The sequence below is a fragment of the Cellvibrio mixtus subsp. mixtus J3-8 genome (genome assembly GCF_000766945.1).
GTDB classification, from domain to species: Bacteria; Pseudomonadota; Gammaproteobacteria; order Pseudomonadales; family Cellvibrionaceae; genus Cellvibrio; species Cellvibrio mixtus_A.
On record NZ_ALBT01000067.1, the window covers coordinates 26,375 to 51,031 of the forward strand.

Genomic DNA, 24,657 nt, shown 5'->3' on the forward strand with positions numbered 1-24,657 from the left:
TGCCTCCTGCCTGAGACTAACGATGCGTTATCAACAAAAAAAGCCGACACCACAGAATGTCATGTATCGGCTTTTTTTGCGTTAACGTTGCATAAGGCTGGCCGCAACGGGAATACGGGTGTCCAATTTGATAACCGGATTAATGCGGAAGCGCAAATCAAAACCGTTGAAACCGCAATTCAAACACCCGGTCATTCTCCCCAATTGTTTGAGGATGCTATTGAAATCATCAAGTGCGACATCCGCACTATTAAAAGCGATGTCAATAACTTGCACCGGGCTTGCTGCTTTAGTGACATTGCCAGCGGCATCGTAACAGGTTTGTGCTGTGGCGGATTCTGCGGCTGTGAGCGTTGCTATAGCACCGGCGGCGAGCATGGAGTTGCGTAAAAAATCGCGGCGGTCATTGGGATTGCTGGATGCGTTAACGTCTTGAGTTTCAGTGACAGGGGATTTTTCGTCAGACATGATCCTTCTCCTTAACGATTGATAAATGAAAGAGAGTGCTTGCCGGAAACTCCTTGGGCTCTCTCGCATTTAATCATCTGCTCCTGTTGAATATTAACCAGCGAACAATGAAGCAGAATTCTTGTGAAATATTCACATAACTCCAAAAAAATGGCGTACATTTATTTGTTTAACAGTGGTTTAAACAAACCATAATTCCAATGGCGTGCCGCTAATACCAATGTAACACCCTTGCGTTCTTCCAGTGGTAAACCGGCATCCTGGTTATTTAATTCATCGAACTCGCGCGCTACACGTTTAAGTTTGCGTTGGAATTCCTTATGACTGGCAGGGGACAGCATACCGTTTAAGACCAGCAAATATTCATCCTGGTTATCAAAGCGTGCCTTAAAAAATTCCTGTGCAATTTTTTCCTGGAAAAATTGTTGGATAGGGCCACCTTCGCGCCAACCGAAATTGGTTGCAACGCGTAATTTAATTTTATTGCGTGGCAATAATTCAATCAGTTTCAGCTTGTCCAGTTGGATTAATTTTTGCAAACAATCATGTTCGCTAATTTTGTACCAATCCAGAATTTCTTCCATTGTCCAGCGATTCAACACGCACACGGTAACCAATAGCAACATCAAGTCGCGGGTAATTTCCTCTTCTTGTTCGCGGGTTAACTGCTGCAATTGCGGTTGTTGTTCATTCATCAATTGCACCAGGTCAGAAATTTCCATCTGCATTAACTGGCAAATTTGCTCCAGGCGTTGCAGGGATATTTGTTGTTCGGAGAACAGGCGTTTCACACTGGCCTCGGTGAGATCCAGGTGGATTGCCACCCGGGCATAGGTGAGGCCGTGACTTTTCAGGGCTTTTTTCAGGGTGCCAAGCAGGTTATTGATTTGGGGCATGGTGTCGTGGATGCGCTTATGGGGTTGGTTTGTGGTAAAGGTAGCAAAATACGCTACCTTGTGGCCATGAAAATTCAACTTTACAGAAAAAGGTAGAAAGTGGGCGCCGGCTTGGGCATGCTGGCCGGGCGTTAAAAAACCGGCTGCTCCCCACGCGCGATTGCTTGGGGTAAAAGGACGCCGATACTAAATACCACTTAAGGTAGTCCGCTTTAAGGCCCGGCTCCCGGGCCTCTTATAAGGAGAGTCAACACTGTGCTGCCACTGTTCCGCATTAAAGGTTTTATACCTTATCTGCTAGTACTATTTGTAAATGCCTTTATCGATTTGGGCCACAAAATCGTTATCCAGAATACTGTTTTCAAAATCTATGATGGCAATACGCAAGTTATTTTAACTGCGTTGGTGAATGCCCTCATTTTGATTCCTTTTATCCTGTTATTTTCTCCCGCCGGATTTATTTCCGATAAATATCCCAAACACAAAGTCATGCAATACAGTGCCTGGGCTGAATTAGTCGCCGTGTTAGTGATTATGTTGGCGTATTACCAGGGCTGGTTTTGGCTTGCATTTGCGATGACGTTAACTCTCGGTATTCAAGCAGCAATTTATTCACCGGCAAAATATGGTTACATCCGCGAACTGGTTGGCGACATTAACCTCGCCAGCGCTAACGGCATCGTGCAAGCGCTGACGATTATTTCCATTCTCGGCAGCACGTTTGTTTTCTCCGCACTCTTTGAAGTATTTTTGAAAGATGTTGTGATCACTGACCCGAATTCAATTATTACCAGCATAGCTCCGCTCGGTTGGGCATTAGTTGCATTTACATTGATTGAATTATGGATGGCTTACCAATTACCGGATCGCCACTGCGAAACGGAAAAGCAACACCAGACTTTTTCCGTGGGTAAATATTTAACTGGCGGTTACCTTGGCAAAAATTTAAAAACGATTTCCGCTAAACGGGCAATCTGGTTATCCATTATCGGCCTCACCATGTTCTGGGCAATTTCCCAGGCAGTATTAGCGTCATTTCCTGCATTTGCCAAAGAAGTATTAAATGAAAATAATACGCTGGTAATTCAGGGAATTCTTGCTTGTACCGGAATCGGTATTGTGATCGGTTCGCTGGTCGCCGGTAAATTATCCAAAAATTATATTGAGTTGGGTTTAATTCCTGTTGGTGCTTTGGGCTTTGCTGTGTTGCTCGGTGTATTGCCCGCGCTGGATTCGCGCTTTGCAATGGCTATGACATTCATGGGGCTGGGAGTGCTCGGTGGCTTATTTATTATTCCGCTTAATTCATTGATTCAATATCACGCCAAAGCCGATGAAGCCGGTACTGTGCTTGCCGGCAATAACTGGGTGCAAAATATCGGCATGATTGCCTTCCTTGGTTTAACCATGTTGCTGGCGAGTGTCGGCCTGACTACGCCACAATTATTTTTCCTGTTGATGTTGGTTGCATTGGGCGGCGCATTCTTCACTGTTTATGAATTGCCGCATTCATTAACCCGTATTGGTGCTGCTTTATTAGTGCAAGGCAAATACAAAATCAGCGTGGTAGGTTTCGATCATCTACCAAAAACCGGCGGTGTATTACTGTTGGGTAATCACATCAGTTGGATCGATTGGGCGATGGTGCAAATTGCTTGCCCGCGTCCTGTGCGTTTTGTAATGCTGCGTTCTATTTATGAGCAATGGTATTTAAAACCCATCTTTAAATTTTTCGGTGTAATTCCAATCAGCAGCGGCCAAAGCAAGGAATCCCTGGAGTTGATCAATCAGTTATTAATTGCCGGTGAAGTCGTATGTTTATTTCCTGAAGGCGCAATTAGCCGCACCGGATCATTAGGAACATTTCGCACCGGTTATGAACGTGTTGTAGACGGTTTCAATGGTGTGATTGTACCTTTTTATCTGCATGGCTTATGGGGCAGTCGCTTGTCGCGCGCACGCAGTGAAAAACTGCGCAAAAATACCGCGCGTGGTTTGCGTCGCGAAGTCGTTGTTACCTTTGGTCAACCATTGCCTGCGGATACCAAAGCGGAACAACTAAAACAAAAAGTATTTGAACTTTCCTTCGATGCCTGGGAGCAGCACACCAAAGAGTTTGATCCGTTGCCACTTGCTTATATTCGCTCTGCAAAAGAACATCTGGGAGCAACCTGCGTAATTGATACCAACGGCACAGAATTGACCAATGCCAAAATGCTCGCGGCAACCGTGGCTTTTGCGCAGCAAATGCGCAAGCGGGACCGTGAACAAAACGTGGCGATTTTATTGCCCGCCAGCAGTGCGGCGACTATCGCCAACCTGGCGGTAATGTTGAATGGCCAAACGGCGGTGAACATAAATTTCACCACCAGCATTGCGGCTATTCAGGCGGGTGTAAAAAATGCCGCGATAAAAACTGTTTATACCTCGGAAAAATTTATCGAAAAATTGCAGGGGCGCGGCATTGATACCGATGCAATGTTGCAGGGTATGCAGGTGGTTTATCTTGAAAGCCTGAAAGAACAACTGTCAAAATTCGTGGTGGCACTCGGTTTTATCGGCGCACATATTCTTCCAGCTGATCTGTTCTATCTGGTGTTTGGTAAAAGGGTGGGTATTAATGATCCGGCAGCGATTCTTTTTTCCAGCGGCAGTGAAGGTACACCCAAGGGAATCGTATTAAGCCATCGCAACTTTATGGCCAACATAAAGCAAATCAGCGACGTATTAAAAACCCGTGAAGATGATGTGGTGATGGGCAGCTTGCCACCGTTCCACTCTTTCGGTTTAACTGTCACGACCTTCCTGCCATTAATCGAAGGTATTCCGGTGGTGTGCCATCCGGACCCAACTGATGTGGTAAATATCGCCAAAGCCATTTCGCGCAACCGCGTCACTGTGATGTGTGCGACGGCAACTTTCTTGCGTCTGTACAGTAAAAATAAAAAAGTGCATCCATTAATGCTGGAGCCGTTGCGGGTTGTGGTTGCCGGTGCTGAAAAACTGGCGCCGGAAGTGCGCGAGGAGTTCCAGCAGCGGTTTAATAAAATTATTTACGAAGGCTACGGCGCAACGGAAACCACACCGGTAGCGAGTGTGAATATCCCCGATCAGCTGGACCCTAACGACTGGCATGTGCAACCGGGAAATAAACTCGGCACTGTTGGTCTGCCATTACCCGGTTGTTCATTCCGCGTTGTTGATCCGGTAAGTTTGCAAACCTTGCCGGTCGGTGAAGATGGTTTGATTTTAATTTCCGGTACACAAGTTATGCTTGGCTATTTAAATGATCCGGAAAAAACCAAATCCGTTATTGTGGAGCTGGATGGTCGTCGCTGGTACAAAACCGGCGACAAAGGTCACGTTGATGCCGACGGATTTTTAACAATTGTGGACCGCTATTCGCGCTTCGCCAAATTGGGCGGTGAAATGATTAGCCTGGGTGCTGTTGAACAGGAAATTAAAAAAGTAATCACCGAACCCGATGTGGAAATGGTTGCAGTGAATATCCCCGATGAGAAAAAAGGCGAACAAATTGTATTGTTGATCACCCTGGCAATTGAGGCTAGTGAATTACGCCAACGTTTATTATCGATTAATTGTAACCCGCTAATGATTCCGTCACAGGTTCAACAGGTTGAATCTATTCCTAAATTGGGTAGTGGCAAAACGGATTTCAGTGCAGCAAAACAATTGGCGTTGAGTTTGTCTTCAGTAGGTAATGTGGAATGAACGCGTTAAAAAAATGGATTGGTCTCAGTGCAGTGTTTGTGAGCTTTGGAGTGGCTGCATTTTATGTGGCTGCTTCAAAACCTCCAGTGGAGCTTACCGGCACTGGCAAAAGCATTATCGATTTCCATGCGCATGTGGCCGGTTTGGGTTACGGCAATTCCGGTTGTTTTATTAATAAAGAAATGCGGGACAATGTTCGCTTTCCTTTATATCTCTGGGCGATGGGTGTAAGCCTGAATGAGCTGGAAGAGCAAGGTGATAGCATTGTTGTCAAGAAAGTCAGCGATGCAGTCGCGCAATCATCACGCGTTAATAAAGCGGTGATTCTGGCGATGGATGGTGTAATAGATTCGAAAGGAAATCTGGATAAAAACCTCACCCAGATTTATGTCCCTAACGAATACGTGTACGAACAAACGCAAAAATATCCCAATTTGTTATATGCGGCGAGTATCAATCCCTATCGGAAGGACGCAATCCAGCGCTTGGAGCAGGCCAGCGCACAAGGTGCAGTGCTAATCAAATGGTTGCCATCAATTATGTATATTGATCCGGCCGATCCCGCATTGATTCCTTTTTATCAAAAAATGATTGAATTGAATATGCCATTGCTGACGCACACCGGAATGGAAAAATCATTTAGCAGTGCGCGGGATGAATTGGCTGACCCACAAAAATTGGCGCTGCCTCTTTCTATGGGCGTTACCGTTATTGCCGCACATATTGCAACAACCGGTGAGTCCCACGGTGAAGATAATTTCGAACGTATACTGCCCATGTTCAAACAATATCCCAATCTCTATGGCGATATTTCCAGTCTTACGCAGGTTAATAAACTCGGTTTTATGCGTAAAGTTGTCAGTGCACCGGAATTGCAAGGTCATTTAATTTATGGAACAGATTGGCCACTGCAATTTTTCCCACTCGTTTCACCGCTTTATCACCTGGGTGATATTACTCTCAAACAAGCGATTCAAATTTCATTGATTCGCAACCAGTGGGATAGGGATGTGGCATTAAAGCGTGCGATGGGTGTGAAGGAAGAGGTGTTTCAGTGGAGTGATAAATTATTTAATCAGGGATAATAATAAATCGCGAAGTGCAATGCACTCCGCTCGTAGGTCAAAATCAATCAATGCAATTTCAAGCGCGGACGCAACCAGCGATTCAAACGTCCTCCCAGCATAATTAATCCGGTGCGGATTAATCCGTGAATCGCAATCTGGTGCATACGGTATAGCGAAATATAAACCATACGCGCGAGACGTCCTTCGATAAACATACTGCCCTTGCTCAAATTACCCATCAAATTGCCAACGGTGGAATAACTGGCAAGGGAAATTAATGAACCATGATCAGTGTATTTGTAAGCATGTAATGGTTTGTTATCGATCAATGCCAGCAAATTTTTATAGCAAGTGCTTGCCATCTGGTGCGCGGACTGCGCGCGCGGTGGAACGCGTGAGCCATCGGGGTTGGTAAACTGGGCGCAATCGCCAATGGCAAAAATATGTGGGTCGCGCGAGGTTTGCAAAAATTCATTCACCTGCAGTTGGTTGATGCGATTGGTTTCCAGGCCAGCGATATTGGCCATAAACTCAGGCACTTTAATGCCAGCGGCCCATACCATTAAATCCGCTTCAATTAATTGGCCGTCTTTGGTTTGCAATCCTTCTTTGGTCGCGGCAGTAATCATGGTGTTGAGTTTTACATCCACGCCGATTTTTACCAGTTCGCCGTGGGCCGCGCCGGAAATGCGCTCGGGCAATGCAGGAAGAATTCGTGGACCCGCTTCCACCAGGGTAACTTGCAAATGTTCTTTTGAAACTGCGTTAAAGCCGTAATTATGAATTTCCTGTACGGCATGATGTAGCTCAGCGGAGAGTTCTACGCCCGTTGCGCCGGCGCCGACAATTGCGATACGCACGCGATCTTCTGCTCCGGTCACACGCTGGATGCGCAAAAATTTATTGAGCAATTTATTATGGAATTTATGGGCTTGTGTGGGGCTATCCAGGAACAGGCAATTTTCTTTAACGCCGGTAGTGTTGAAATCATTGGAGATTGAACCGAGTGCAATGACCAGGTAATCGTAAGGAATACGGGTTGATGGTAAAAATTCTACGCCTTCATCGTCGTGCATCGGCGCTAACACGACTTCGCGATTATCGCGATCAATATCGATCATGGTGCCGACGCGAAAGAAAAAGTGATGGGCGTTGGCGTGGCCGCGATAACTCACTGCGTCTACATCTTCGTCCATGGTTCCCACCGCAATTTCGTGCAGTAATGGTTTCCATAGGTGGGTGGTGTTGCGATCAATCAGGGTGACTTCTGCTTTGTGTTTGCGTCCGAGTTTATCGCCGAGCTTCGTGGCGAGTTCAAGTCCGCCCGCGCCGCCACCAACGACAACAATTCGCGGCCGGGCCGCAGATCGATTTGCAGTCGATTGGCTGGTAGTAGATTGGCTTGTGGCCAATTGGGTGGTTGATGTTTGCATGGTGCACCTGCATAGGTAGTGGATTAATCTCTCTCCAGAAAAAGGCTTGCCAGGGGCCGCTCGATAAATCGATAAGTATTTTGTTGTAATGCGGCCTTGAATAGCTGTTTGGCAGCCTGGGTGTTGCCAGCGCGATAATCGCGATAGCCGGAATAAAAATAATATTCGGTGCGTTCGCAGCGATTGCGAGCCGTTTTTTCAAATTGTTGGCGATTTATTTTGTTGGTCCAATAGGCGTAAACCGCGCCTTCCCATTCGTTACGCACGTTAATTTTTTTACCGCTGGTTACTTTGGTGAAATCCAGTTCGGTCTGGTCGCGCAGGATATCAGCCTTGATCGCATCGTAAATACTGATTTGCGGTTGCGCTTGCAAATATTCGGTGAAGCTCAGTGCGGCTTGCATCCAGTTTCCCGCATTCATATAAATTTCATGGTATGCCATATCGCTGGTTGCAAGTCCTTGTTGTTTAGCTTTATCGAGCAATTCAAATGCTTTCTGCTCGCGCCCTAACAGGGAATAACTTTGTGCGGCCCAGCCGTAATTTTCAGCAGTGGGTGCAAGCTCCAACACGATCGCAATTTCGTTGAGGGCCAGCTGGTAATGGTTGTTGTCCATAAACATTTGCGCCAATTGGTAATGCATATCCGGTTTATCAGTGGCGAGGGGAATGGCTTTCTGGTAATAGGTAGCAGCGCGGTAAAGTGAATCACTTTTTTCATAGGTACAGCCACCGGCTTCCGCGCGTTCTTCATAGGTTTCTGCGAGGTTTTGATATAACGCACGTGATTGCACCTGATTTCCTTCCGCGTTTTTCAGTGTTGCAATCGCTAAAGGGTAATAACCTTGTGTGCGATACATTTTTGCCAGTTGGATATATGCTTTATCGCTGGCAGGTTGCTCGCGCGTTGCACTTAACAATGCATCAAAAAGCTCATTGGGATTTTTTTCACGGGCATCTTTTTGGGCGATGTAACGTTGTAAAAAATAGGCGAGCGATGGTGGATTTAAATTCTCGCGTGCTTGTGATGATAATTGGTTAAATATCGTTTTGGCTTTTTCCAGCGCTTTGTTATCACCCTTTACTACATCATCGTAATAAATATTGTACAACGCTGTTAAGGTGTTTTCGTTGCCGGGAACCAGTTTTAATACGTTGCGAAACTCCCGGATAGCCTGCTTGCGATCCGCAGCGGATTTACTTTTTTCCGCCTGTGCGATGTAAGCGTAACCCAGTTTGTAATGCAGTTCGGGATTATTGGGATCTTTAAGCAGCTGCTGCTCCAGATCGGAGACCAAAGCAGATGCTGTTGACAAGTTAGATGAGGCAAGAGGCGCGTCAACGTGTTTTACAGTTTGGCTGCAACTCATTAGCAACAAACTGCCAATTAATACCAGTCCAGCAAATCCGCAGGAATTGAATTGCAATGAATTGTTATACGGCTTCACCAATTAATGCCCCTTAAAGTTTATAACCCAGTGCTTCTGCTTTTTTAAACGCAGCATCAGACTCTTTGAATTGATGGGTATATCCTAATGCTAATCCCAATTGGTAATGGGCCTCGGCATTTGTGGGTGCGATTGTCACTGCAGATTGTGCCGTTTCAAGTGCTTGTTGGTAGTCGCCATTTTTAATATGCAATTTGCTCAGCGCGATCAAACTGGCGATATCATTTTTACCGTTGCTTTGCAGTGCGGCCATATCGGCAGCGGTTGCATCGTATTCGTAGGCCAGGGTCCAATCCGTAGAATCGAGCAGCTCTTCTGTTTTCTGGTAAAAATCAGCGTAATTGGCCAATTCAATACGACTGGTTTTCAATGTGAGGTTTTGCTCCACAATATAACGCTGCGGTTCCTGTGTTCCCGTTTGCACTAATTTGTAGTAGGGATTGTCGATATTAACCCCGCGGGTTTTTATACGCAGCTGATGCCTGGTGCTCGGGCTATTAAACACAATGCGTGATTGCAAGCTGTAGCCAGGGTCATTGACATAAGGTTGTTTGCGATCATCCGGTTTGTGCAAATTGCGTAAATCTGCAAATAAATTGGTGAGTTGGGTGATGCTGAAGGCATAATTAATAGGTTCCTTATCGCCACCCCATACTTTGGTAAATGCAAAACGGCCATTGATGACAAATGGTTGCCATAGGTTATCGGCATTGCTGGTATTTAATTCGATCACTTCAGCGGCGTTGTAAATTTGCCCGATTAACTCGCGAAAATATTTATCGCGTTCGCGTGAGTATTGCCACATGCTGCGTAAGCGTTGTTCGTAGAGTCCGCCAAAGGTGAGTTTAAAACTGGCTTGCGCGTTTTGACCGTCAAATTTATCGAAGACCAATTCCAGGTGCGCAAAATGTTTATCCGGCCCCTGGCTGGGTAATACGCTGATTTGTTTGCTCTGCTCGTTAACAATCAACGCTGGCTGGCCTTCAATGCCTACGGAAAAACCGGGGTACAAACTGGTTTCGCCGGTAGTGTCCATCCAGATTTCCTGCAAACCATTTTGCGCTGGAATATGCACAATCATATGGTCAAAACTGATGCCGGGAATGGTCATGTCCGGAATGCCGCGCCCGCGTGTGATGATCAATGCCGGATCGGCTTTTATGCCCAAATCGCGCAATAGTTTTACTGCCAGCACAGTTTGGTCTTTGCAGTCGCCGTAACCGTTTTTCAAAATATCTGTGGTGTCATGGGGTTCATAACCACCGCGTCCTACGTGGGCAAAGACGTAACGAATATGATCCTGGATGGTTTGATAAACCGCTTTGACTTTTGCATCCGGCGTGAGCGCAGTTTGCTTTATATCGGTAACAATTTGCGCTAATGCAGCATCGCTTAATAAGTGTGGTTCAACCAAGCCGTCAGCCCAACGCGCCACATCATTCCACTTATCTGTAGTGGCGACGCGCAGGTAGGGGGCGTAGTTATGTTCGCGCGGCATATCGCTTTGCAATTCAATTTTGGCAATATTTTTTCCAGTCCAGGTGACTGTTTGTTGCTGGCCTTGCGCGCTGCGTTTTTGGGTAATTTGATAGGGCGTAACATCGCTGCTGAATAAATGAATACTGGTGGGTGCAGTAATACTTAATTCGCTGGTAAGGATGGCATCGGCACGCGTACCCTGGCCGGCAGCGAGATCTTCCCACCAGTGGAAACTGAAACTATCGAACCATTGGTTGGGCACCATTTTTTTTGTATCGGTGTAGCGATATTGGAATTCAATCACCGAACCTTTGCGCACATTGGGCAGTGAAAATAATAATTCCTTGCGGTCGTGATAAAAATTTTCATCGGTAGGGCTTTGGATTTGTGTTGCATCGGCCTTGATGCTGTCGAGTTTACCATCAGGTGTGCGCACATGGGCAAACTCCAGCTGGATGTCTTCATAAAAACTATTGAAGGTCACACTGATTTGACTATAGTCGCGCACGGCTTCATCGCTGTTGATATATACCGCCACATAAGATGTGGCATGGCTCATCAGTTGAGCATCGATATAAACATCTGTTTTGCGCAATAAAACCTGTGCTTCGGTTTTGTCGGCAGGTTTGAATCCGCGCATCAGGGTTTTTAGTGGTGGGGCAATTCGCGCGGCCTCACCTTGGTCTTTTTCTGCGGCGAGAGTGCCTGTGCTAATTATCAATCCACACAGAAACAGAAAACCAAACAGGCACAATGAACGCTTTTTTATTAACCGCACAAAAAAATCTGACACGCGATATTTCTCCACAATGAACTAACAGCAAAACCTGCAACTTTTTTCTAGAGCTCTATCCATTGGCCTTCAGCGGCGCTTTCGAAAATGGCATCGATAGCGCGCATGTTGGCAATGGCATCCTCCAGTGATGCAGGTGCCGGTGTATTGTTAAAAATACTTTGCGCAAACGCATCGCCCATTTCACTGTAATGGTTGGCGGGCGGAATATTAATTTCTTCCACATCGCGGTTGCGGGTAATCCGAATTGTTTTGGGCGAAGAATCGGTGGGGCCATAAAACGGTTGGCTTAAATAGAGGCTACCTTCTTCACCACTGGCTTCAACGAATTGTTGCGGTTCGATTTTAGTGGACGTCGTAAAGGTCGCCGCACCATCGTTGAACTCAAGGATGCCAGATACCAGGCAATCCACCTCCTCACCGGGGAACGGGGTGATGTGGCCCATTACTTGTGCCGGCTCTTCGTTAAACAACCAACGCGAAAGCGAAATGGAGTAACAGCCGATATCCAGCAACGCACCTCCACCCATTTCGATTTTATTGCGAATATTGTCACTATCGCGATTGTTGTAGGAAAAATTTGAATGTACCGAGCGCAGTTTGCCGATGCGCCCTTCATCAATCAGTTTTTTTACCAATTGCCACTGCGGATGAAAGCGATACATAAATGCTTCCATCACTTTCAAATGGGGATGGGCTTTTGCGGCATCGACCAAACGTTGCGCGTCTTCTGTATTTAACCCCAATGGTTTTTCGCAGAGTACGTGTTTACCGGCTTCCAAGGCTTTGATCGACCATTCAACATGCAAGTGATTGGGGAGTGGGTTGTAGATTGCATCGATTTCCGGGTCTGCCAGCAATTCGTGGTAATGGCCATAAGCTTTGGCGATGTTCAGTTGGTCGGCTACAGCTCGGGCGCTTTCCTGGGTGCGCGAACAAATCGCGATCACCTGGTTATGGGCAGAGCTTTGCAGTGCAGGGATAACTTTTTCGCGGCCAATCTTGGCAGTGCTAAGCACTCCCCAACGAATTTTTTGCATGGCAGGTCCTTGGTGTCAGAGTTTTTGTCGGTAGATATCAAGGGTGTATAGATAGATATCAAGAATGTTTTTAGTGGTTGTAATGGGTTCTGTAGCGTGCGGTCAGTGTAGCCCAAGCGCGACCTTGAAGGTGAGCCGCGCGCGGGTTAACAGGAAAAAATGCACCAGTGGGCGGGGCCGCATTTACCAGGGCAGTGTGTCGCCGTTGGAATGCCAGAAGGTGCCGCTGTTTTCCAGGGTCAGGCTGGCGATACGCTGGCTCAGGCGCCGGGCGGATTCCTCGGCGGAAATATCGCCACCAAAATTAACCATCGCTGTTTGTACATAACCGGGATGCAATATCGCAACGGCTACACCTTTTGGGTGCAGGTCGCGCGCCAGTGACATGGCGGCTGCATTCAATGCCGCCTTGGACATACGGTAACCGTAATAAGCACCGGAGGTGTTGTCGGCAATGGAACCCATGCGGCTGGTGATAAACGCAATTTTGGAGCCTTTATGCAAGCTGCCCAGCAAGGCTTCGGTCACGCGCAAGGGCGCTACTGCGTTGATGTTGAATTGATGTTCAATGCTGTTGTAATCAATATTCCCCAGCGTCTCGCGCTGCAACACGCCGGCGTTATTGATTAATAAATCGAGTTTTTTTCCGGTGAGTGTATCGGCAAGGTGGTTAAGTGCCTTCTGGTCTGTGACATCCACTCCGGCAATAACGCGTGCACCGGTTTCGGTCAGTTCCGGCGATGCATTGCGGCACACGCCGATCACTTGCCAGCCCTCGGCGAGATAGGTTTTGCACAAGGCAAGGCCAATGCCGCGGTTGGCGCCGGTGATTAATACGGTTTGCATAGGTTCGTCCCCTTATTTGAATGCAGCAGAATGGGAAAACTATAGAGTGAACCATTGCAGATGGAAAGCCCGGCCGGTTAATCCACAACAATCTGGCATGGGGATCGTTAAAGTTTGCCGGGTAATTGTCCGGTCCAACGCTTGAATGCGCGGCGTAAATTGGCGGCATCATAAAAATGCAAATGTTGCGCAATTTCTTCCTGGGTAACACCTTCCTTGCTCAGCCAATCCAATGCCAAATGTTTACGTGCCTGATCAAATTGCTGCTGAAAACTGCTGTTATGTTTTTGCAGTTTGCGTTTGAGGCTGGCACTGCTCATACCAAAATCCTGCGCCGTTTTTTCAAGATGGGGATTGTGTTGGATATTGGTTTTCAGGTAGTGATAAATTTCATGCAGGAAACCACGCACAACCGGAGTTGTAATGCCATGGTGCCGGTTCTCACCTATTGTGGACACCTGTGCAAGCTGAATGGATGAATCGGAAGTGTGCCATTGGCGATACAATTCAGTGCGCGCAATCGATACCGCATTGCCACGTGCATTAAATAACACCCGCTCGCCCAAATGTACCTGATATTGTTCTATGTAAGCGGGTTTATTGTGGCTAACATGAAATGCCCATGGCAATTGATAACCGGCGCGTCGACGCGTATAAACCTGTAAAGCGGTGAAAATCATTTCCAATAAAAAAGGCATGATTAAATCTGCACCAAAATTATCTTGCCAGTAAATGACCAGCCGCTCTTGCTCATAGTGAAAATGCGGGCTGAGTAATGGCGATATCGCATAACTGTGGCCTGCAAATAATTCCAGAAAATCATGCAGGTTGGCTGCATTATCCAGCTTGGCGTTGTTAGTGAACACATCGTGACAAAGTAAAAATGCCAATTCGTGTCCCGCTGGATGCTTCAGTATATTTTCAATCAGTTGAAACAACTGCGCGGCGGAAAACTGCAATGTGTTGTGTGCGAGATCTTGCAGGAAAATACCGGTGTTGCGTAACAGCTTATGTTCCTGGTGTCCGCGGGCACAGGCAAGTTCAATCAAACTATGTGGCCAGCCACCGGCATATATAAATGGCGTGTCTATTTCCCGCCAGGTTTGCGGAAAATAATAACAATCATGTGTTGTGGAATGTGGGAAACTCACCTAGGCAACCTTATCCAGCGTCGATTTGCGTTTTTCTTTCGCATGCAGTAATGCAATCGTTGCGCGTTCAATCAATGAATCGGCTGTGTCTTGCCGGTGTGAATCAGTGAGTGCAATACCAATACTGGCGGTGTGGAAAATACTTTCCCCTTGCGTGCGCGATTTAAACGCGAAGTGATGCAGCGCGCGCGTGATTTCAGCGCTGAGGGCCTCCGCCATTATGCGGCCAGTGTTAGGTAATACCAGTGCAAAGCGATCACCTGCATAGCGGCACAGCAAATCAGTGCCGCGAATGTTCAACAAAATAAATTCACCCAGCGCCTGCAAAAAACGATCACCTTCCTGATGGCCGTAACGGCGGTTGGTATCATCAAAATAATCGATATCAATAAACACTAATGCCAACGATGAATGACTGTGGTAATGGGTTGACAACTCCTGTTGCAATTGTTTGCGTAGATAAGTGGCGCCATTTAATTGCGTAATAAAATCCAGCCCGCGATGTTCGCGAAACAATCGCTCGCGCTTACGCAATTGTTCATTAATCGCAATTTGCTCCTGATGCCAGTGATAAATTCCCAAGGTTAATAAACCGAGTCCGATCGGCATTAATCCGGACTCTACCCAATGGTCCCATAAAGCGGCATCTGGAAAGGTAATAAATTCGTCCAGCCAATCCTGGAATCCGGCCAGAAAAATACAACTCAAACCCAGGCTTAACCATTGGGTCACGCGCCCGGCGGGGCGGCTCTGAAGAATTAATAACAGCCATACTAATGCGAGTAACGCTGCCCCACCTTCACTAATCACATCCAGCCAATTGATAACGTTCCAGCGTTTGGTATCACCCAACGCAAAGTTCGCACTCAATAAAATGTTGGCAGCCAATCCCAGTGCCAGTAATTTCCATTGGTGAAGTTTTAACATAGTGCAATCAATTCCCGCATAAAAAGTTTCAATAAATAAAGCCCGCCACCCTTAACAGTTATTTGTGACAATTTTATGAATTCAATTTTGATTGTCAGGAATCCGGTTTTTTATGTTGGGCTGAGATGACTTGTGCTGTTTTTGCGCATTAATCCGGAGGCAAATCAGCTCAGCGCATATTTTTTTAGTAAGCCTATTTAGTCACTTTACTGTCATCTATGGCACCTAATTTTGCTCACCGATATTTCACATCCCGGCGCAGCACGGGGACACAAACAGATGGGGAAGCAAGGTGGGCCGTTTAATGAAAACTCAAGCACTATCAAAACATAATTTTTTAAAAAATACGCTGGCAATTGCATTAACAAGTATCGCCGCGGGCGCGGTAGCCGATGGGCGCATTGAAGGTCAGGTGAAAACAACCGATTACGGTGTTGCACTGGAAGGTGTGAAAGTGCGCATTGTTGAATTGAATCGCGAAGCGACCAGTCAGCGTGATGGTCGTTTTATTTTTGTCGATGTAAAACCCGGCATTTATACATTGGAAACAAGTTACATTGGTGCTGATGCAATCAGTCGTCGTATCAATGTTACTGATAACGCAACTACAAAAACCCAATTTCAATTAAGCGGTGTTTCCGGCATTGTTGAAAACGTGATTGTTATCGGCCAGGCGGCGGGCCTTAACAAAGCATTGAATAAGCAACGCGCCGCAGAAAATATTATTACTGCTGTATCGGCTGATGCGATTGGCCAATTTCCTGATACTAACGTCTCTGAATCGTTACAGCGTTTACCGGGTTTATCGATTGAGCGCGATCAGGGCGAAGGGCGCTATGTGCGTGTGCGTGGTATGGGGCCAGACTTCAACGCAGTGACGATTAACGGTGTTGGTGTTCCCGGCCCGGATGCAGATCGTCGTGCGGTTGCGTTGGATGTAATTCCGTCAGACCTGTTGGAAAATTTAGTCGTCACTAAAACCTTAACTCCCGATATGGATGCCAATTCATTAGGCGGTAGCATTGAAGTGCAAAGCTTGTCAGCATTTGACCGCGACGGATTATTTTTGCAAATGACGGCGGAAGGTAGCTTTGATGAAAATACCGAACAAACCAGCCCGAAACTTGCGCTTACAGCGAGCAATCAATTCAGCGTTGGCAGCGATGAAAATAATCTGGGCGTAGCGTTTGGTATCAGTTCATTTAAACGCGATTTTGGTTCAGATAATGTGGAAACTGGCGGTGCCTGGGATTTTGAAGAAGGCGCATTGTTGGAAGAAATTGAGCAGCGCGACTACCGTATTTCCCGCGAGCGTTCCGGGTTGACATTCAATATTGATGTTAAACCTTCTGAAAATACTGACTTATATTGGCGTAATCTTTATAGCGAATATACGGACTCGGAAATTCGCCTGGCGAATGTTATTGAGTTCGAAGATCCTGCGGCGGAAGGTGATGTTATTACTGCGGAAGTACAACGCGAATTAAAAGATCGCACTGAAACCCAGAAAATTTTATCCAGTTCTTTCGGCGGCCAAACGCGTGTGGATAACTGGACAGTGGATTATCGCATCGCACATAGCAAATCCAGCGAAGATGAACCACAAAATATCGCCGGTGCAGTATTTAAAATCGACGATGATGTGATTGCTGATGAAGTATTTGAGTTGGCGTTCAACGATAGCAAGAAAATCCATATCACCGCTCCGGCTGAATTTTATCAGGCCGCCAGCTATAAACTGGATGAAGTGGAATTGGGGAGCACCAATACCAATGATGAAAGTAATGCATTTAATCTGGATATCGCCCGCGATCTGGAAATCGGTGCACGCCCGGCGCAATTAAAGTTTGGTGTAAAACGCGTTGAGCGCGAAAAAGATAATGACGTCAATGTCTGGGCATCCGAAGATTTTAACGGCGATACATCCCTGGCTAATTTCAGCGGTGGCAATGCAGATTATAAATTAGGCCAGTTTGGTTCTACTATTAATGCTCGCGCGGTAAAAGCCGCTATTGCCGACGCTGAAGAAGATGAAGTGGAAAGCAGTATTGGTGATTATGATATTACGGAAGATACCAGCGCTGCCTATGTGATGGGGCGCATTGATATCGATGCGCTGCGAATTCTCACCGGCGTTCGCTATGAGAAAACCGATTTCACTGCACAAGGTTATTCCTGGGATGATGCCGAAGAAATTGCCAGCACGCGTAACTTCGATAACTCCGACGATTATTTTTTACCGGCGTTGCACCTTCGTTATAGTGTGAATGATAGAACCCAAATCCGCGCTGCCTGGACTAATTCCGTGGTGCGCCCCGGTTTTGCGCAGTTGTCGCCCGGTCAATTAATTGAAGAAGATGATGGTGATATAGAAGCCGAATTCGGGAATCCGGAATTAAAATCGCTGGAATCACGAAATTTTGATGTGGGTATTGAATATTATCCCGGTGTTGCCAGCGTTATATCGGCATTCGCATTCCATAAAACCATTGATAATTTTGTTTATCAAACCGATTTGGCAGGTTCTGCGGATTACGAAAATTATAAACACGCAGTGACCTATGCTAATGGCGACTCGGCAGAAATTACCGGTATTGAATTGGCAGCATCCAAACAATTTTCATCCTTGCCCGCCCCGTGGAATGGATTGCTGATTGGCGCTAACGCTACGCTGGTGGATTCTACTGCAGAAATCGGTGCTTACGATGATGGCGAATTTGTTGCACGAGATATTGCCATGCCGAGCCAATCCGATACGTCTGCGAACCTGATGGTGGGTTATGAATCAGAAAAAGTCAGCGCGCGTTTATCCGCAAACTATAAATCCCGTTATTTGCTGGAAGTGACCGAACCGCTGGAAGCAGATTACGATGCGTATGTGGATGATCAGTTGCAATTGGATTTCTCGTTGCGCTATTACATCACTGATGCTGTCAAAGTGCATTTTGAAGCGTTAAACCTGACTGATGAAATTTATTACACCTACGTAAAAAATTCACGTTATAACGCGCAATATGAAACCTATGGCGCAACATACAAAATCGGTGTGAGCTTTATGCTGTTTTAGATTTCGCTTATTTGCCATTAAATATCCAGGGCGAAGTTTAAGTGTGAATTAAGCTAATACAAATATTGTAGTGAACACATATGCATCGGGTTATGAAGTGTTTGTTGCCAGATGCATATTTCATTCACCAGGGAATATTGTCCATGAAAAAAATAGTCGTTATGTTATTGTCAGGCTGCGTTTGTTTATCTGTTGGTGCTGTTGCGCAAGAGCAAAAAACCTTATCTAAAAATATCCAGGCGGGTGCCGTTGCTCCTTTAGCCCAATCAAACTATTTGAGTGTTGATGATCGGGCAGGTATAACCTGGTTTGATGCACAAGGTAAACGCAAAGCACATTTGGCTGCATCGGCAGAACTGTTGGATGTGCGCGAGAATGTCGAGGTTAATTACAACAATAAATTAACCCCGTTCGACGTGGCTGCCACCGTATTATTACCGGAACAGCAGGCGGCGTTGATCGCATTGGATAAAACCGGTAAAAAAATTATTGTGCTGGCGCGTTTACCGATTCCTGCATTTAAAATTGAAAACCTGTGCTTAAGCCGTGACACGGCTAATAATTTATCATTGTATTTGCTGGATGAACGCGGCACAGCTGAGCATTGGTTGGTGTTGGACGCCAATGGTAATCAGCAGATCAAAAAATTACGCAGCCTTCCTATCGCACCTAACAGTAAATCCTGTTCGGTTGATGATGCTGGCGAGCATTTATTGATTGCTGAGGAATCTATTGGTGTTTGGGCTTACGGTGCGTCTGTTGAGTCATCACCGGGGCGGCGTGTGGTTGATATGTCCGCGCCGTTTGGCAGGCTCAGTGAAGCGGCGGAATTGGTAAGTGCAGTTCCTGGCGGCCTATTGGTATTTGATGGCGAGCAAAAGAAGTTGCATGCATATCGTACGGATAAGCTTGAATTAATAAATAGCATTGCCGTGAATGATATAGATGAGGCCGAACATCTCGCTGCCCGTTATGATCCGGCAACGCAGCAGATAACAGCGGTGTTGTTTGATGAAGGAAAAAAGCAACACCATGAAGTTGTCATTCCCTGGGGCCATGCGCACACTCTGGCGCAAAAAAAATCGGCGTTAGCAATTAGTTCGGTAACCGCTGATGCGCAAACTCACGTCATGGCCCGTTTTGGTGATGCCGCTGATGATCCTGCTATTTGGGTTAATAAACACAATCCACAACAAAGCCGCGTTATCGGCACTAATAAGCAACAAGGTTTATTTGTTTATGATTTGCAAGGCAAAGAGGTGCAACATTTCAACACCGGTAAATTAAATAATGTGGATGTGCGTTACGGCATTCCGGTTGGGCAGCAACAGTTGGATATCGCGGTGGCGACCAATCGCGATGACAATAGCCTGGCGATTTATACCATTGACCCAGCGACTGGAAATTTAAATTTTTCTGGCAGTGTAAAAACCAATCTTGAAGAGATTTATGGCTTTTGTATGTATCAATCACCGGCATCAGCAAATGCACCGGTAAAAACCTATGCAATTCCCAACGCAAAAAGCGGTGAATTCCAACAGATCGAGCTAACGGCAACTATCGATAAAAAGAAAGCGATAAGCTGGAAAGGTAAGGTTGTGCGTCGTTTTTTTGTTAAAAGCCAACCGGAAGGTTGTGTAGCAGATGATCAGCACCAGCGTTTATTTATTGGTGAAGAAGATGTTGCTTTGTGGACTTTGGGTGCGGATGCAAATGCAAGCCCGCTACCGCAATTGGTGTTGGCTGCGGGCGATACCCTGGTAGCTGATGTTGAAGGTGTTGGTGTTTATGCAGGCAAGGAAAAGTCGTATGTTGTGGTTTCAAGCCAGGGTAATAATACATTTGTGGTGATGGATGCATTGCCGCCGTTCAATGTGCGTGGAATTGTTCGTATCGATCTGGACGCAGCCAATAATATTGATGGTGTTTCTGAAACTGATGGTTTGGAGGTGAGTTCGGTAAATTTTGGGGGGGCGTTTAGCGAAGGTTTATTGGTTGTACAGGATGGGCATAAAGTAATGCCGGAAGCGCCGCAGAATTTTAAATATGTTGCCTGGAAAAAAATCCGCGAAGCATTGCAATTAGAGTAACCTGTTTTAATAGTGAATAAAAAATAGCGCATCGGATGCGCTATTTTTTTCATACTGCTCGAATATACCATTCAGGTTTTAATGCGTAGCCTTTTTCTATATCGCCCCGAAAGCCCAGCTTTTCATAAACCCGATGCGCTTCTATCCGCTGCACACCCGATAATAATACGATCTTGTAACAATCTTTGCTCCATGCCAGTTCTATCGCAAAGCGTAGCATTTTGCTGCCGATTCCTTTGCCGCGACAGACATTGGTGGTAATCACATGTTCAATCATTGCAATCGAGCGAGCGCCGTTGGTGAGTGTAGGGATTAAGCCCAGCATACAGCTGGCAATAAGTTGTTGGTTGGCTTCAACCACAATCAGGTGGGTATATGAATTTGCCAATAATTCATCCATGCGGCTGGATGCAACATCAGCAGGAAGCTCTGGATCTTTAGGACGCAGTTCGCGGTAGAGAGAAAGCAGGCCGCTGAGATCGTTGTGGCCTGCCAGTCGAATTATTTCCATAATATTTCAGGTATTAATGCGAGAGTTATTGGCCTTTGCGCGATTCGCGGATATAGAAGCGCGCATCTTTGGCATTGTTGTAACAGTTATCGAAATTTTCCACCGCTTGCATAGTGCGTGCGGCGGTAATCAAACTGAGCGCTTTTGTATAGCTGACGGTCCCGCTGAAGCCATCGGCTTTCGCAATGGACAATTCACTCCAGGCTGCATCAATTTCTTTATCGCACGCGCTGCGAAATTGGGTTTTCCCCGCGCAGGCTGAAAGGGTAAGGGTCAGTGCAATTAAACTGAAACAAGATAATGTTTTCCGGCCGGGCATGTATGAATCTCCGTGAGCGTTGATGCTTGGATCAACCATATTCGCAAGAGTTCACATTCTGGCGGTAGCGCAAAGGAATGCCAAGCCGAAAATTAATTTTCTGTTGGCACTAGTGATCTTTTTTTAAGGTGGGAGTTGCTCAGGCGAGCATGGCATCCGGTTGTTGGTGCACTTCGCGATCAATAATTCCAATCGCCTGGGCAATAACCTGATCGAGCGAGCCACGCACATCGATACGATAAACATCGGCTTCGTGATTTGGGTCTTCCAGGCTATCAAATTGGCTGTCCACCAGACTGGGAGCCATGAAATGGCCAGCGCGCTTGTTAACGCGGGTTTGAATGGTGTCTTTGTCAGACTGGAGGAAAATAAAAATCGTTTTGAGTCCTGCCTTGCGCAATTCATCGCGGTGGGCCCGCTTTAATCCTGAAAACGCGAGGGTGGAATGTTGGTTTTTGGTGCCGGCATCGCGAAAGTAATCGCGCATCCGGATCACCCAGGGCAAGCGCATCGCATCGGTCAACGGGATGCCTTTGGCCATCAAATCGCGCGATTCCTGGCTGTGGAAATCATCGCCATCCAGAAACTCATAACCGTAATGGTTCGCCAGGGCTTGTGCCACCGAGGTTTTACCGCTGCCAGACACGCCCATCACTATGATCAGGTTGGTCTCTGCATCCGGGTTGGTAATGGCAAATGAGTGCTGCATTGGTTGTGGTCTCGTGTACATCCTACGACTAAATCCAGCTTGCTGCTGGATGATGCAATGGAATCGCAATCAAAAATGCCCGATCAATGCAGATGATAGCGCAACCATTGTGCTTGTGGTATGTTAGCAAAAAATAATAGCCAAGTGCAGATATTGCCTATGAAAACCGCAAAAAAAAGACTTTCAGATAAAAAAATCACTTTGGTTGATGTTGCCAATGCTTCCGGTGTTAGTGCTATCACTGTGTCCCGCGTTATCAACCAGCCTGAAAAAGTCTCGGAGTCCTTGCGTATCCAGGTCCAAAAAGCCATTGATTCACTGGGTTACATCCCGAACCAGCATGCCAGTTCACTCGCGTCTTCCAAATCCCGGGTTATCGGGGTTGCCATCCCTTCGCTCAGCAACATCGTATTTACCGAGGTATTGCGCGGGATTTATGAAGTGATGGGGGCGAGTGGCTACAAGGTTTTGTTGGTCGATACCCATTATTCCCCCCTCGAAGAAGAGAAGATGATCCGCACCTTGCTGAGCCAGTCACCGGAAGGGTTGATTATCACGGGTGGCGATCAAACCAAGGCTTGTCAAAACTTCCTTACCAAGGCGCGAATTCCTATCGTGCAGATAATGGAATTACTCGCTGACCCTATCGATATGAATGTGGGTTTTGCCCACGGCCGTGCGGGTTACGATGTGGTTAAACATTTAATTGGCCAGGGGTATGAGCGCATCGGGTTTATCGGCGCGCGCATGGATCCGCGTGTTCAGCAGCGTATGCAAGGCTACAAGCTGGCACTGGAGCAAATGGGCAAGTTTGATAAAAACTTAATTGTGACCACGCCTGAACCTTCATCTATTGGTGTGGGAGGTGAGTTGTTCAAAAGTTTGATGGCATCTACTAACGGAGTTGTCGATGCCGTTTTTTGTGTGAACGATGACCTGGCATTGGGGGCGCTCTTTGAAGCCCAACGGATGAATATCAATGTCCCCCAGGATCTTGCAATTTGCGGGTTTAACGATATTGAAGCCGCTGCCTACGTGAATCCATCGCTCACCAGTGTATCGGTGGGGCGTTATGAGATGGGGGTAAAAGCCGCTGATATGATTATCCGTGTGCTCAACGAAAAACCCATTGAATCCAAAAAGGTGGATATGGGTTATGAAATCAAAAAACGCGTGTCTACCAGTCGCCTCTGATGATTGCGCCTTACAATAATTATTATCGAGGTGTGCTGTGACCACTGATCAAAACCCGGTATTGACGACAGACTCGCGCATTAGTTGGCGGGAAAAAATCAGCTATGGTATTGCTGATTTGGGCTTCAATTTTTATTGGGCCAATATTGCTACATTTTTAATGATTTTCTATACCGACGTATTCGGTATTTCTGCACTTGCCGCCGGCAGCATGATGTTTACCATCAAACTGATTAACGCATTTACTGATCCAATGATCGGTGCGCTCTCGGACAGAACGCGCAGTCGTTTCGGAAAGTTTCGCCCCTATTTAATCTGGATGGCATTGCCGCTCGCCTGTGCCGGTGTGCTTACTTACACCACACCAAATCTCGGTGAAGATGGAAAGTTAATTTGGGCCTACGGTACCTATTTGTTAATGATGGTGTGTTACACCTGCATCAATATTCCTTACAACGCATTATCCGGGGTCATGTCGAGTGATACCCAGGAGCGTTCAACCATTAATGGATTGCGTTTTATTTTTGCATTTACTGGTAGTACGGTGGTGACTTATTTAACCCCGGATATGGTGAAATATTTAGGGCAGGGCGATGAGCGCCTGGGTTGGCAATTAACTATGGTAGTGTGGGGAATTGCAGCCAGTATTTTATTTATCTGGACATTCTTTAATACCAAAGAGCGGGTAAAACCAATCGCCCCTGAGCCGAGCTCAGTGGTGCAGGATATTAAAGACCTTACTCGCAACGGTCCTTGGGTTGTGCTGTTTTTCCTGGCGCTGATCATTATGATCACCATTACATTGCGCACCAGTTCAGCGGCTTATTATTTTAAATACTACGTTGGCAACCCTGATCTCATTAAAACATTTGTGCCTGCTTATATGGCTGCTGCGGCTGTCGGCGCATCACTTACACCGTTAATGACTCGTTATATCGATAAAAAAATATTGATGATGATATTGATGAGTATCACCGCTGTATTGTCATTTACATTTTATTTTATCCCTAAAGAGCAAGTGGAATTGATGTATGCGCTACAAATTGCGATTGGCTTTGTATTGGGGCCGAAATCACCGCTGGCATTTTCTATGTATGCGGATACCGCTGATTACAATGAGTGGAAGACCGGGCGCCGTGCTACGGCAATGACATTTGCGGCGGCAACTTTTTCGCAAAAACTGGGTAATGCGTTGGCGGCGTTAATGATGGGTGTTATTTTTGCTTCGTTAGGTTACGTTGCCAATGCAACACAAACGGAGGCATCGCAAACCGGTATTGTTATGTTGATGTCATTTATCCCTGCGGTATTTGCGGTGCTTGCTGTTGCGTGCATGTTTTTTTACTCGCTGGATAACAAAACCCTGAAGCAAATCCAGATCGACCTGGCTGCCCGTAAGGCGCAGATATAAATTTCAAACTATATACAAACTCTAGATAACTTTTCATCCGGGTACCTTTTCAGGTACCTTTTTCTTTCAGGTAACT

Annotated in this window: 18 protein-coding genes; 6 read left to right on the top strand and 12 right to left on the bottom strand. The window is 46.4% G+C overall.

Going from position 1 to position 24,657, the window contains the following annotated elements; genetic code table 11:
- Positions 1–81: 81 nt before the first annotated feature.
- Positions 82–468: a hypothetical protein gene (locus A596_RS03620; RefSeq protein WP_039912739.1), complete on the bottom strand. Its 387-nt coding sequence runs from the start codon at positions 466–468 to the stop codon at positions 82–84.
- A 161-nt stretch (positions 469–629) separates the two neighbouring features.
- Positions 630–1,364: a helix-turn-helix domain-containing protein gene (locus A596_RS03625; RefSeq protein WP_039912787.1), complete on the bottom strand. Its 735-nt coding sequence runs from the start codon at positions 1,362–1,364 to the stop codon at positions 630–632.
- A 255-nt stretch (positions 1,365–1,619) separates the two neighbouring features.
- Here A596_RS03625 and A596_RS03630 point away from each other — a divergent pair, with 255 nt between their 5' ends.
- Together A596_RS03630 and A596_RS03635 are read left to right on the top strand one after the other, a co-directional pair.
- Positions 1,620–5,096: an acyl-[ACP]--phospholipid O-acyltransferase gene (locus tag A596_RS03630; RefSeq protein ID WP_039912740.1), complete on the top strand. Its 3,477-nt coding sequence runs from the start codon at positions 1,620–1,622 to the stop codon at positions 5,094–5,096.
- Positions 5,093–6,181, top strand: coding sequence for an amidohydrolase family protein (locus A596_RS03635; RefSeq protein ID WP_084128011.1), 1,089 nt, complete (start codon positions 5,093–5,095; stop codon positions 6,179–6,181). Before A596_RS03630 ends, A596_RS03635 begins: the two co-directional genes overlap by 4 nt.
- 47 nt (positions 6,182–6,228) lie before the next feature.
- Here A596_RS03635 and A596_RS03640 read toward each other — a convergent pair whose 3' ends face one another.
- From A596_RS03640 to A596_RS03670, 7 genes are all read right to left on the bottom strand, one after another.
- On the bottom strand, positions 6,229–7,596 hold the full coding sequence (locus tag A596_RS03640; RefSeq protein ID WP_084128013.1) for an NAD(P)/FAD-dependent oxidoreductase: 1,368 nt from the start codon (positions 7,594–7,596) through the stop codon (positions 6,229–6,231).
- A 23-nt stretch (positions 7,597–7,619) separates the two neighbouring features.
- Complete coding sequence (locus A596_RS03645; RefSeq protein ID WP_152600086.1) at positions 7,620–9,047, bottom strand: tetratricopeptide repeat protein; 1,428 nt, start codon at positions 9,045–9,047, stop codon at positions 7,620–7,622.
- Between the two features lie 10 nt (positions 9,048–9,057).
- Positions 9,058–11,316: a DUF3857 domain-containing protein gene (locus tag A596_RS03650; protein WP_039912742.1), complete on the bottom strand. Its 2,259-nt coding sequence runs from the start codon at positions 11,314–11,316 to the stop codon at positions 9,058–9,060.
- A gap of 47 nt (positions 11,317–11,363) precedes the next feature.
- Entirely contained in the window at positions 11,364–12,356 is a 993-nt protein-coding gene (locus A596_RS03655; RefSeq protein WP_039912743.1) for a Gfo/Idh/MocA family protein, read from the bottom strand.
- A 183-nt stretch (positions 12,357–12,539) separates the two neighbouring features.
- On the bottom strand, positions 12,540–13,202 hold the full coding sequence (locus tag A596_RS03660; protein WP_039912744.1) for an SDR family oxidoreductase: 663 nt from the start codon (positions 13,200–13,202) through the stop codon (positions 12,540–12,542).
- Positions 13,203–13,309: 107 nt separating this feature from the next.
- A complete protein-coding gene (locus A596_RS03665; RefSeq protein ID WP_039912745.1) occupies positions 13,310–14,353 on the bottom strand; it encodes an AraC family transcriptional regulator in 1,044 nt (347 codons plus the stop codon).
- Positions 14,354–15,280 carry a GGDEF domain-containing protein gene (locus A596_RS03670; RefSeq protein WP_039912746.1) on the bottom strand — a complete coding sequence of 309 codons (927 nt, stop codon included), beginning with the start codon at positions 15,278–15,280 and terminating at the stop codon, positions 14,354–14,356. It lies immediately after the preceding gene.
- Between the two features lie 304 nt (positions 15,281–15,584).
- Between A596_RS03670 and A596_RS03675 the strand changes: the two genes are divergently transcribed.
- On the top strand, positions 15,585–18,347 hold the full coding sequence (locus tag A596_RS03675; RefSeq protein WP_052417200.1) for a TonB-dependent receptor: 2,763 nt from the start codon (positions 15,585–15,587) through the stop codon (positions 18,345–18,347).
- Positions 18,348–18,490: 143 nt separating this feature from the next.
- Positions 18,491–20,437, top strand: a complete 1,947-nt coding sequence (locus A596_RS03680; RefSeq protein WP_052417201.1) for a phytase — start codon at positions 18,491–18,493, stop codon at positions 20,435–20,437.
- Positions 20,438–20,486: 49 nt separating this feature from the next.
- On the opposite strand, the gene A596_RS03685 is transcribed toward A596_RS03680, so the two are convergent.
- The 3 genes from A596_RS03685 to A596_RS03695 all read right to left on the bottom strand — a co-directional run bounded on the left by A596_RS03685 (position 20,487) and on the right by A596_RS03695 (position 21,976).
- Positions 20,487–20,948, bottom strand: coding sequence for a GNAT family N-acetyltransferase (locus A596_RS03685; protein WP_039912747.1), 462 nt, complete (start codon positions 20,946–20,948; stop codon positions 20,487–20,489).
- 25 nt (positions 20,949–20,973) lie between these two features.
- On the bottom strand, positions 20,974–21,267 hold the full coding sequence (locus A596_RS03690) for a hypothetical protein (RefSeq protein ID WP_039912748.1): 294 nt from the start codon (positions 21,265–21,267) through the stop codon (positions 20,974–20,976).
- 139 nt (positions 21,268–21,406) lie between these two features.
- Entirely contained in the window at positions 21,407–21,976 is a 570-nt protein-coding gene (locus A596_RS03695) for a gluconokinase (protein WP_235425609.1), read from the bottom strand.
- A gap of 159 nt (positions 21,977–22,135) precedes the next feature.
- On the opposite strand from A596_RS03695, the gene gntR reads away from it, so the two are divergent.
- Complete coding sequence (gene gntR / locus A596_RS03700; protein ID WP_039912795.1) at positions 22,136–23,170, top strand: HTH-type transcriptional regulator GntR; 1,035 nt, start codon at positions 22,136–22,138, stop codon at positions 23,168–23,170.
- 37 nt (positions 23,171–23,207) lie between these two features.
- A complete protein-coding gene (locus tag A596_RS03705) occupies positions 23,208–24,581 on the top strand; it encodes an MFS transporter (protein WP_235425610.1) in 1,374 nt (457 codons plus the stop codon).
- Positions 24,582–24,657: the final 76 nt, after the last annotated feature.

Excerpts from the sequence above, each read along its gene's own strand:
- A596_RS03625 (WP_039912787.1), bottom strand. The coding sequence starts at position 1,364 with ATGCCCCAAATCAATAACCTGCTTGGCACCCTGAAAAAAGCCCTGAAA.
- A596_RS03690 (WP_039912748.1), bottom strand. The coding sequence starts at position 21,267 with ATGCCCGGCCGGAAAACATTATCTTGTTTCAGTTTAATTGCACTGACC.
- A596_RS03655 (WP_039912743.1), bottom strand. The coding sequence starts at position 12,356 with ATGCAAAAAATTCGTTGGGGAGTGCTTAGCACTGCCAAGATTGGCCGC.
- A596_RS03635 (WP_084128011.1), top strand. The coding sequence starts at position 5,093 with ATGAACGCGTTAAAAAAATGGATTGGTCTCAGTGCAGTGTTTGTGAGC.
- A596_RS03695 (WP_235425609.1), bottom strand. The coding sequence starts at position 21,976 with ATGCAGCACTCATTTGCCATTACCAACCCGGATGCAGAGACCAACCTG.
- A596_RS03670 (WP_039912746.1), bottom strand. The coding sequence starts at position 15,280 with ATGTTAAAACTTCACCAATGGAAATTACTGGCACTGGGATTGGCTGCC.
- gntR (WP_039912795.1), top strand. The coding sequence starts at position 22,136 with ATGAAAACCGCAAAAAAAAGACTTTCAGATAAAAAAATCACTTTGGTT.
- A596_RS03660 (WP_039912744.1), bottom strand. The coding sequence starts at position 13,202 with ATGCAAACCGTATTAATCACCGGCGCCAACCGCGGCATTGGCCTTGCC.
- A596_RS03640 (WP_084128013.1), bottom strand. The coding sequence starts at position 7,596 with ATGCAAACATCAACCACCCAATTGGCCACAAGCCAATCTACTACCAGC.
- A596_RS03680 (WP_052417201.1), top strand. The coding sequence starts at position 18,491 with ATGAAAAAAATAGTCGTTATGTTATTGTCAGGCTGCGTTTGTTTATCT.
- A596_RS03620 (WP_039912739.1), bottom strand. The coding sequence starts at position 468 with ATGTCTGACGAAAAATCCCCTGTCACTGAAACTCAAGACGTTAACGCA.
- A596_RS03685 (WP_039912747.1), bottom strand. The coding sequence starts at position 20,948 with ATGGAAATAATTCGACTGGCAGGCCACAACGATCTCAGCGGCCTGCTT.
- A596_RS03675 (WP_052417200.1), top strand. The coding sequence starts at position 15,585 with ATGAAAACTCAAGCACTATCAAAACATAATTTTTTAAAAAATACGCTG.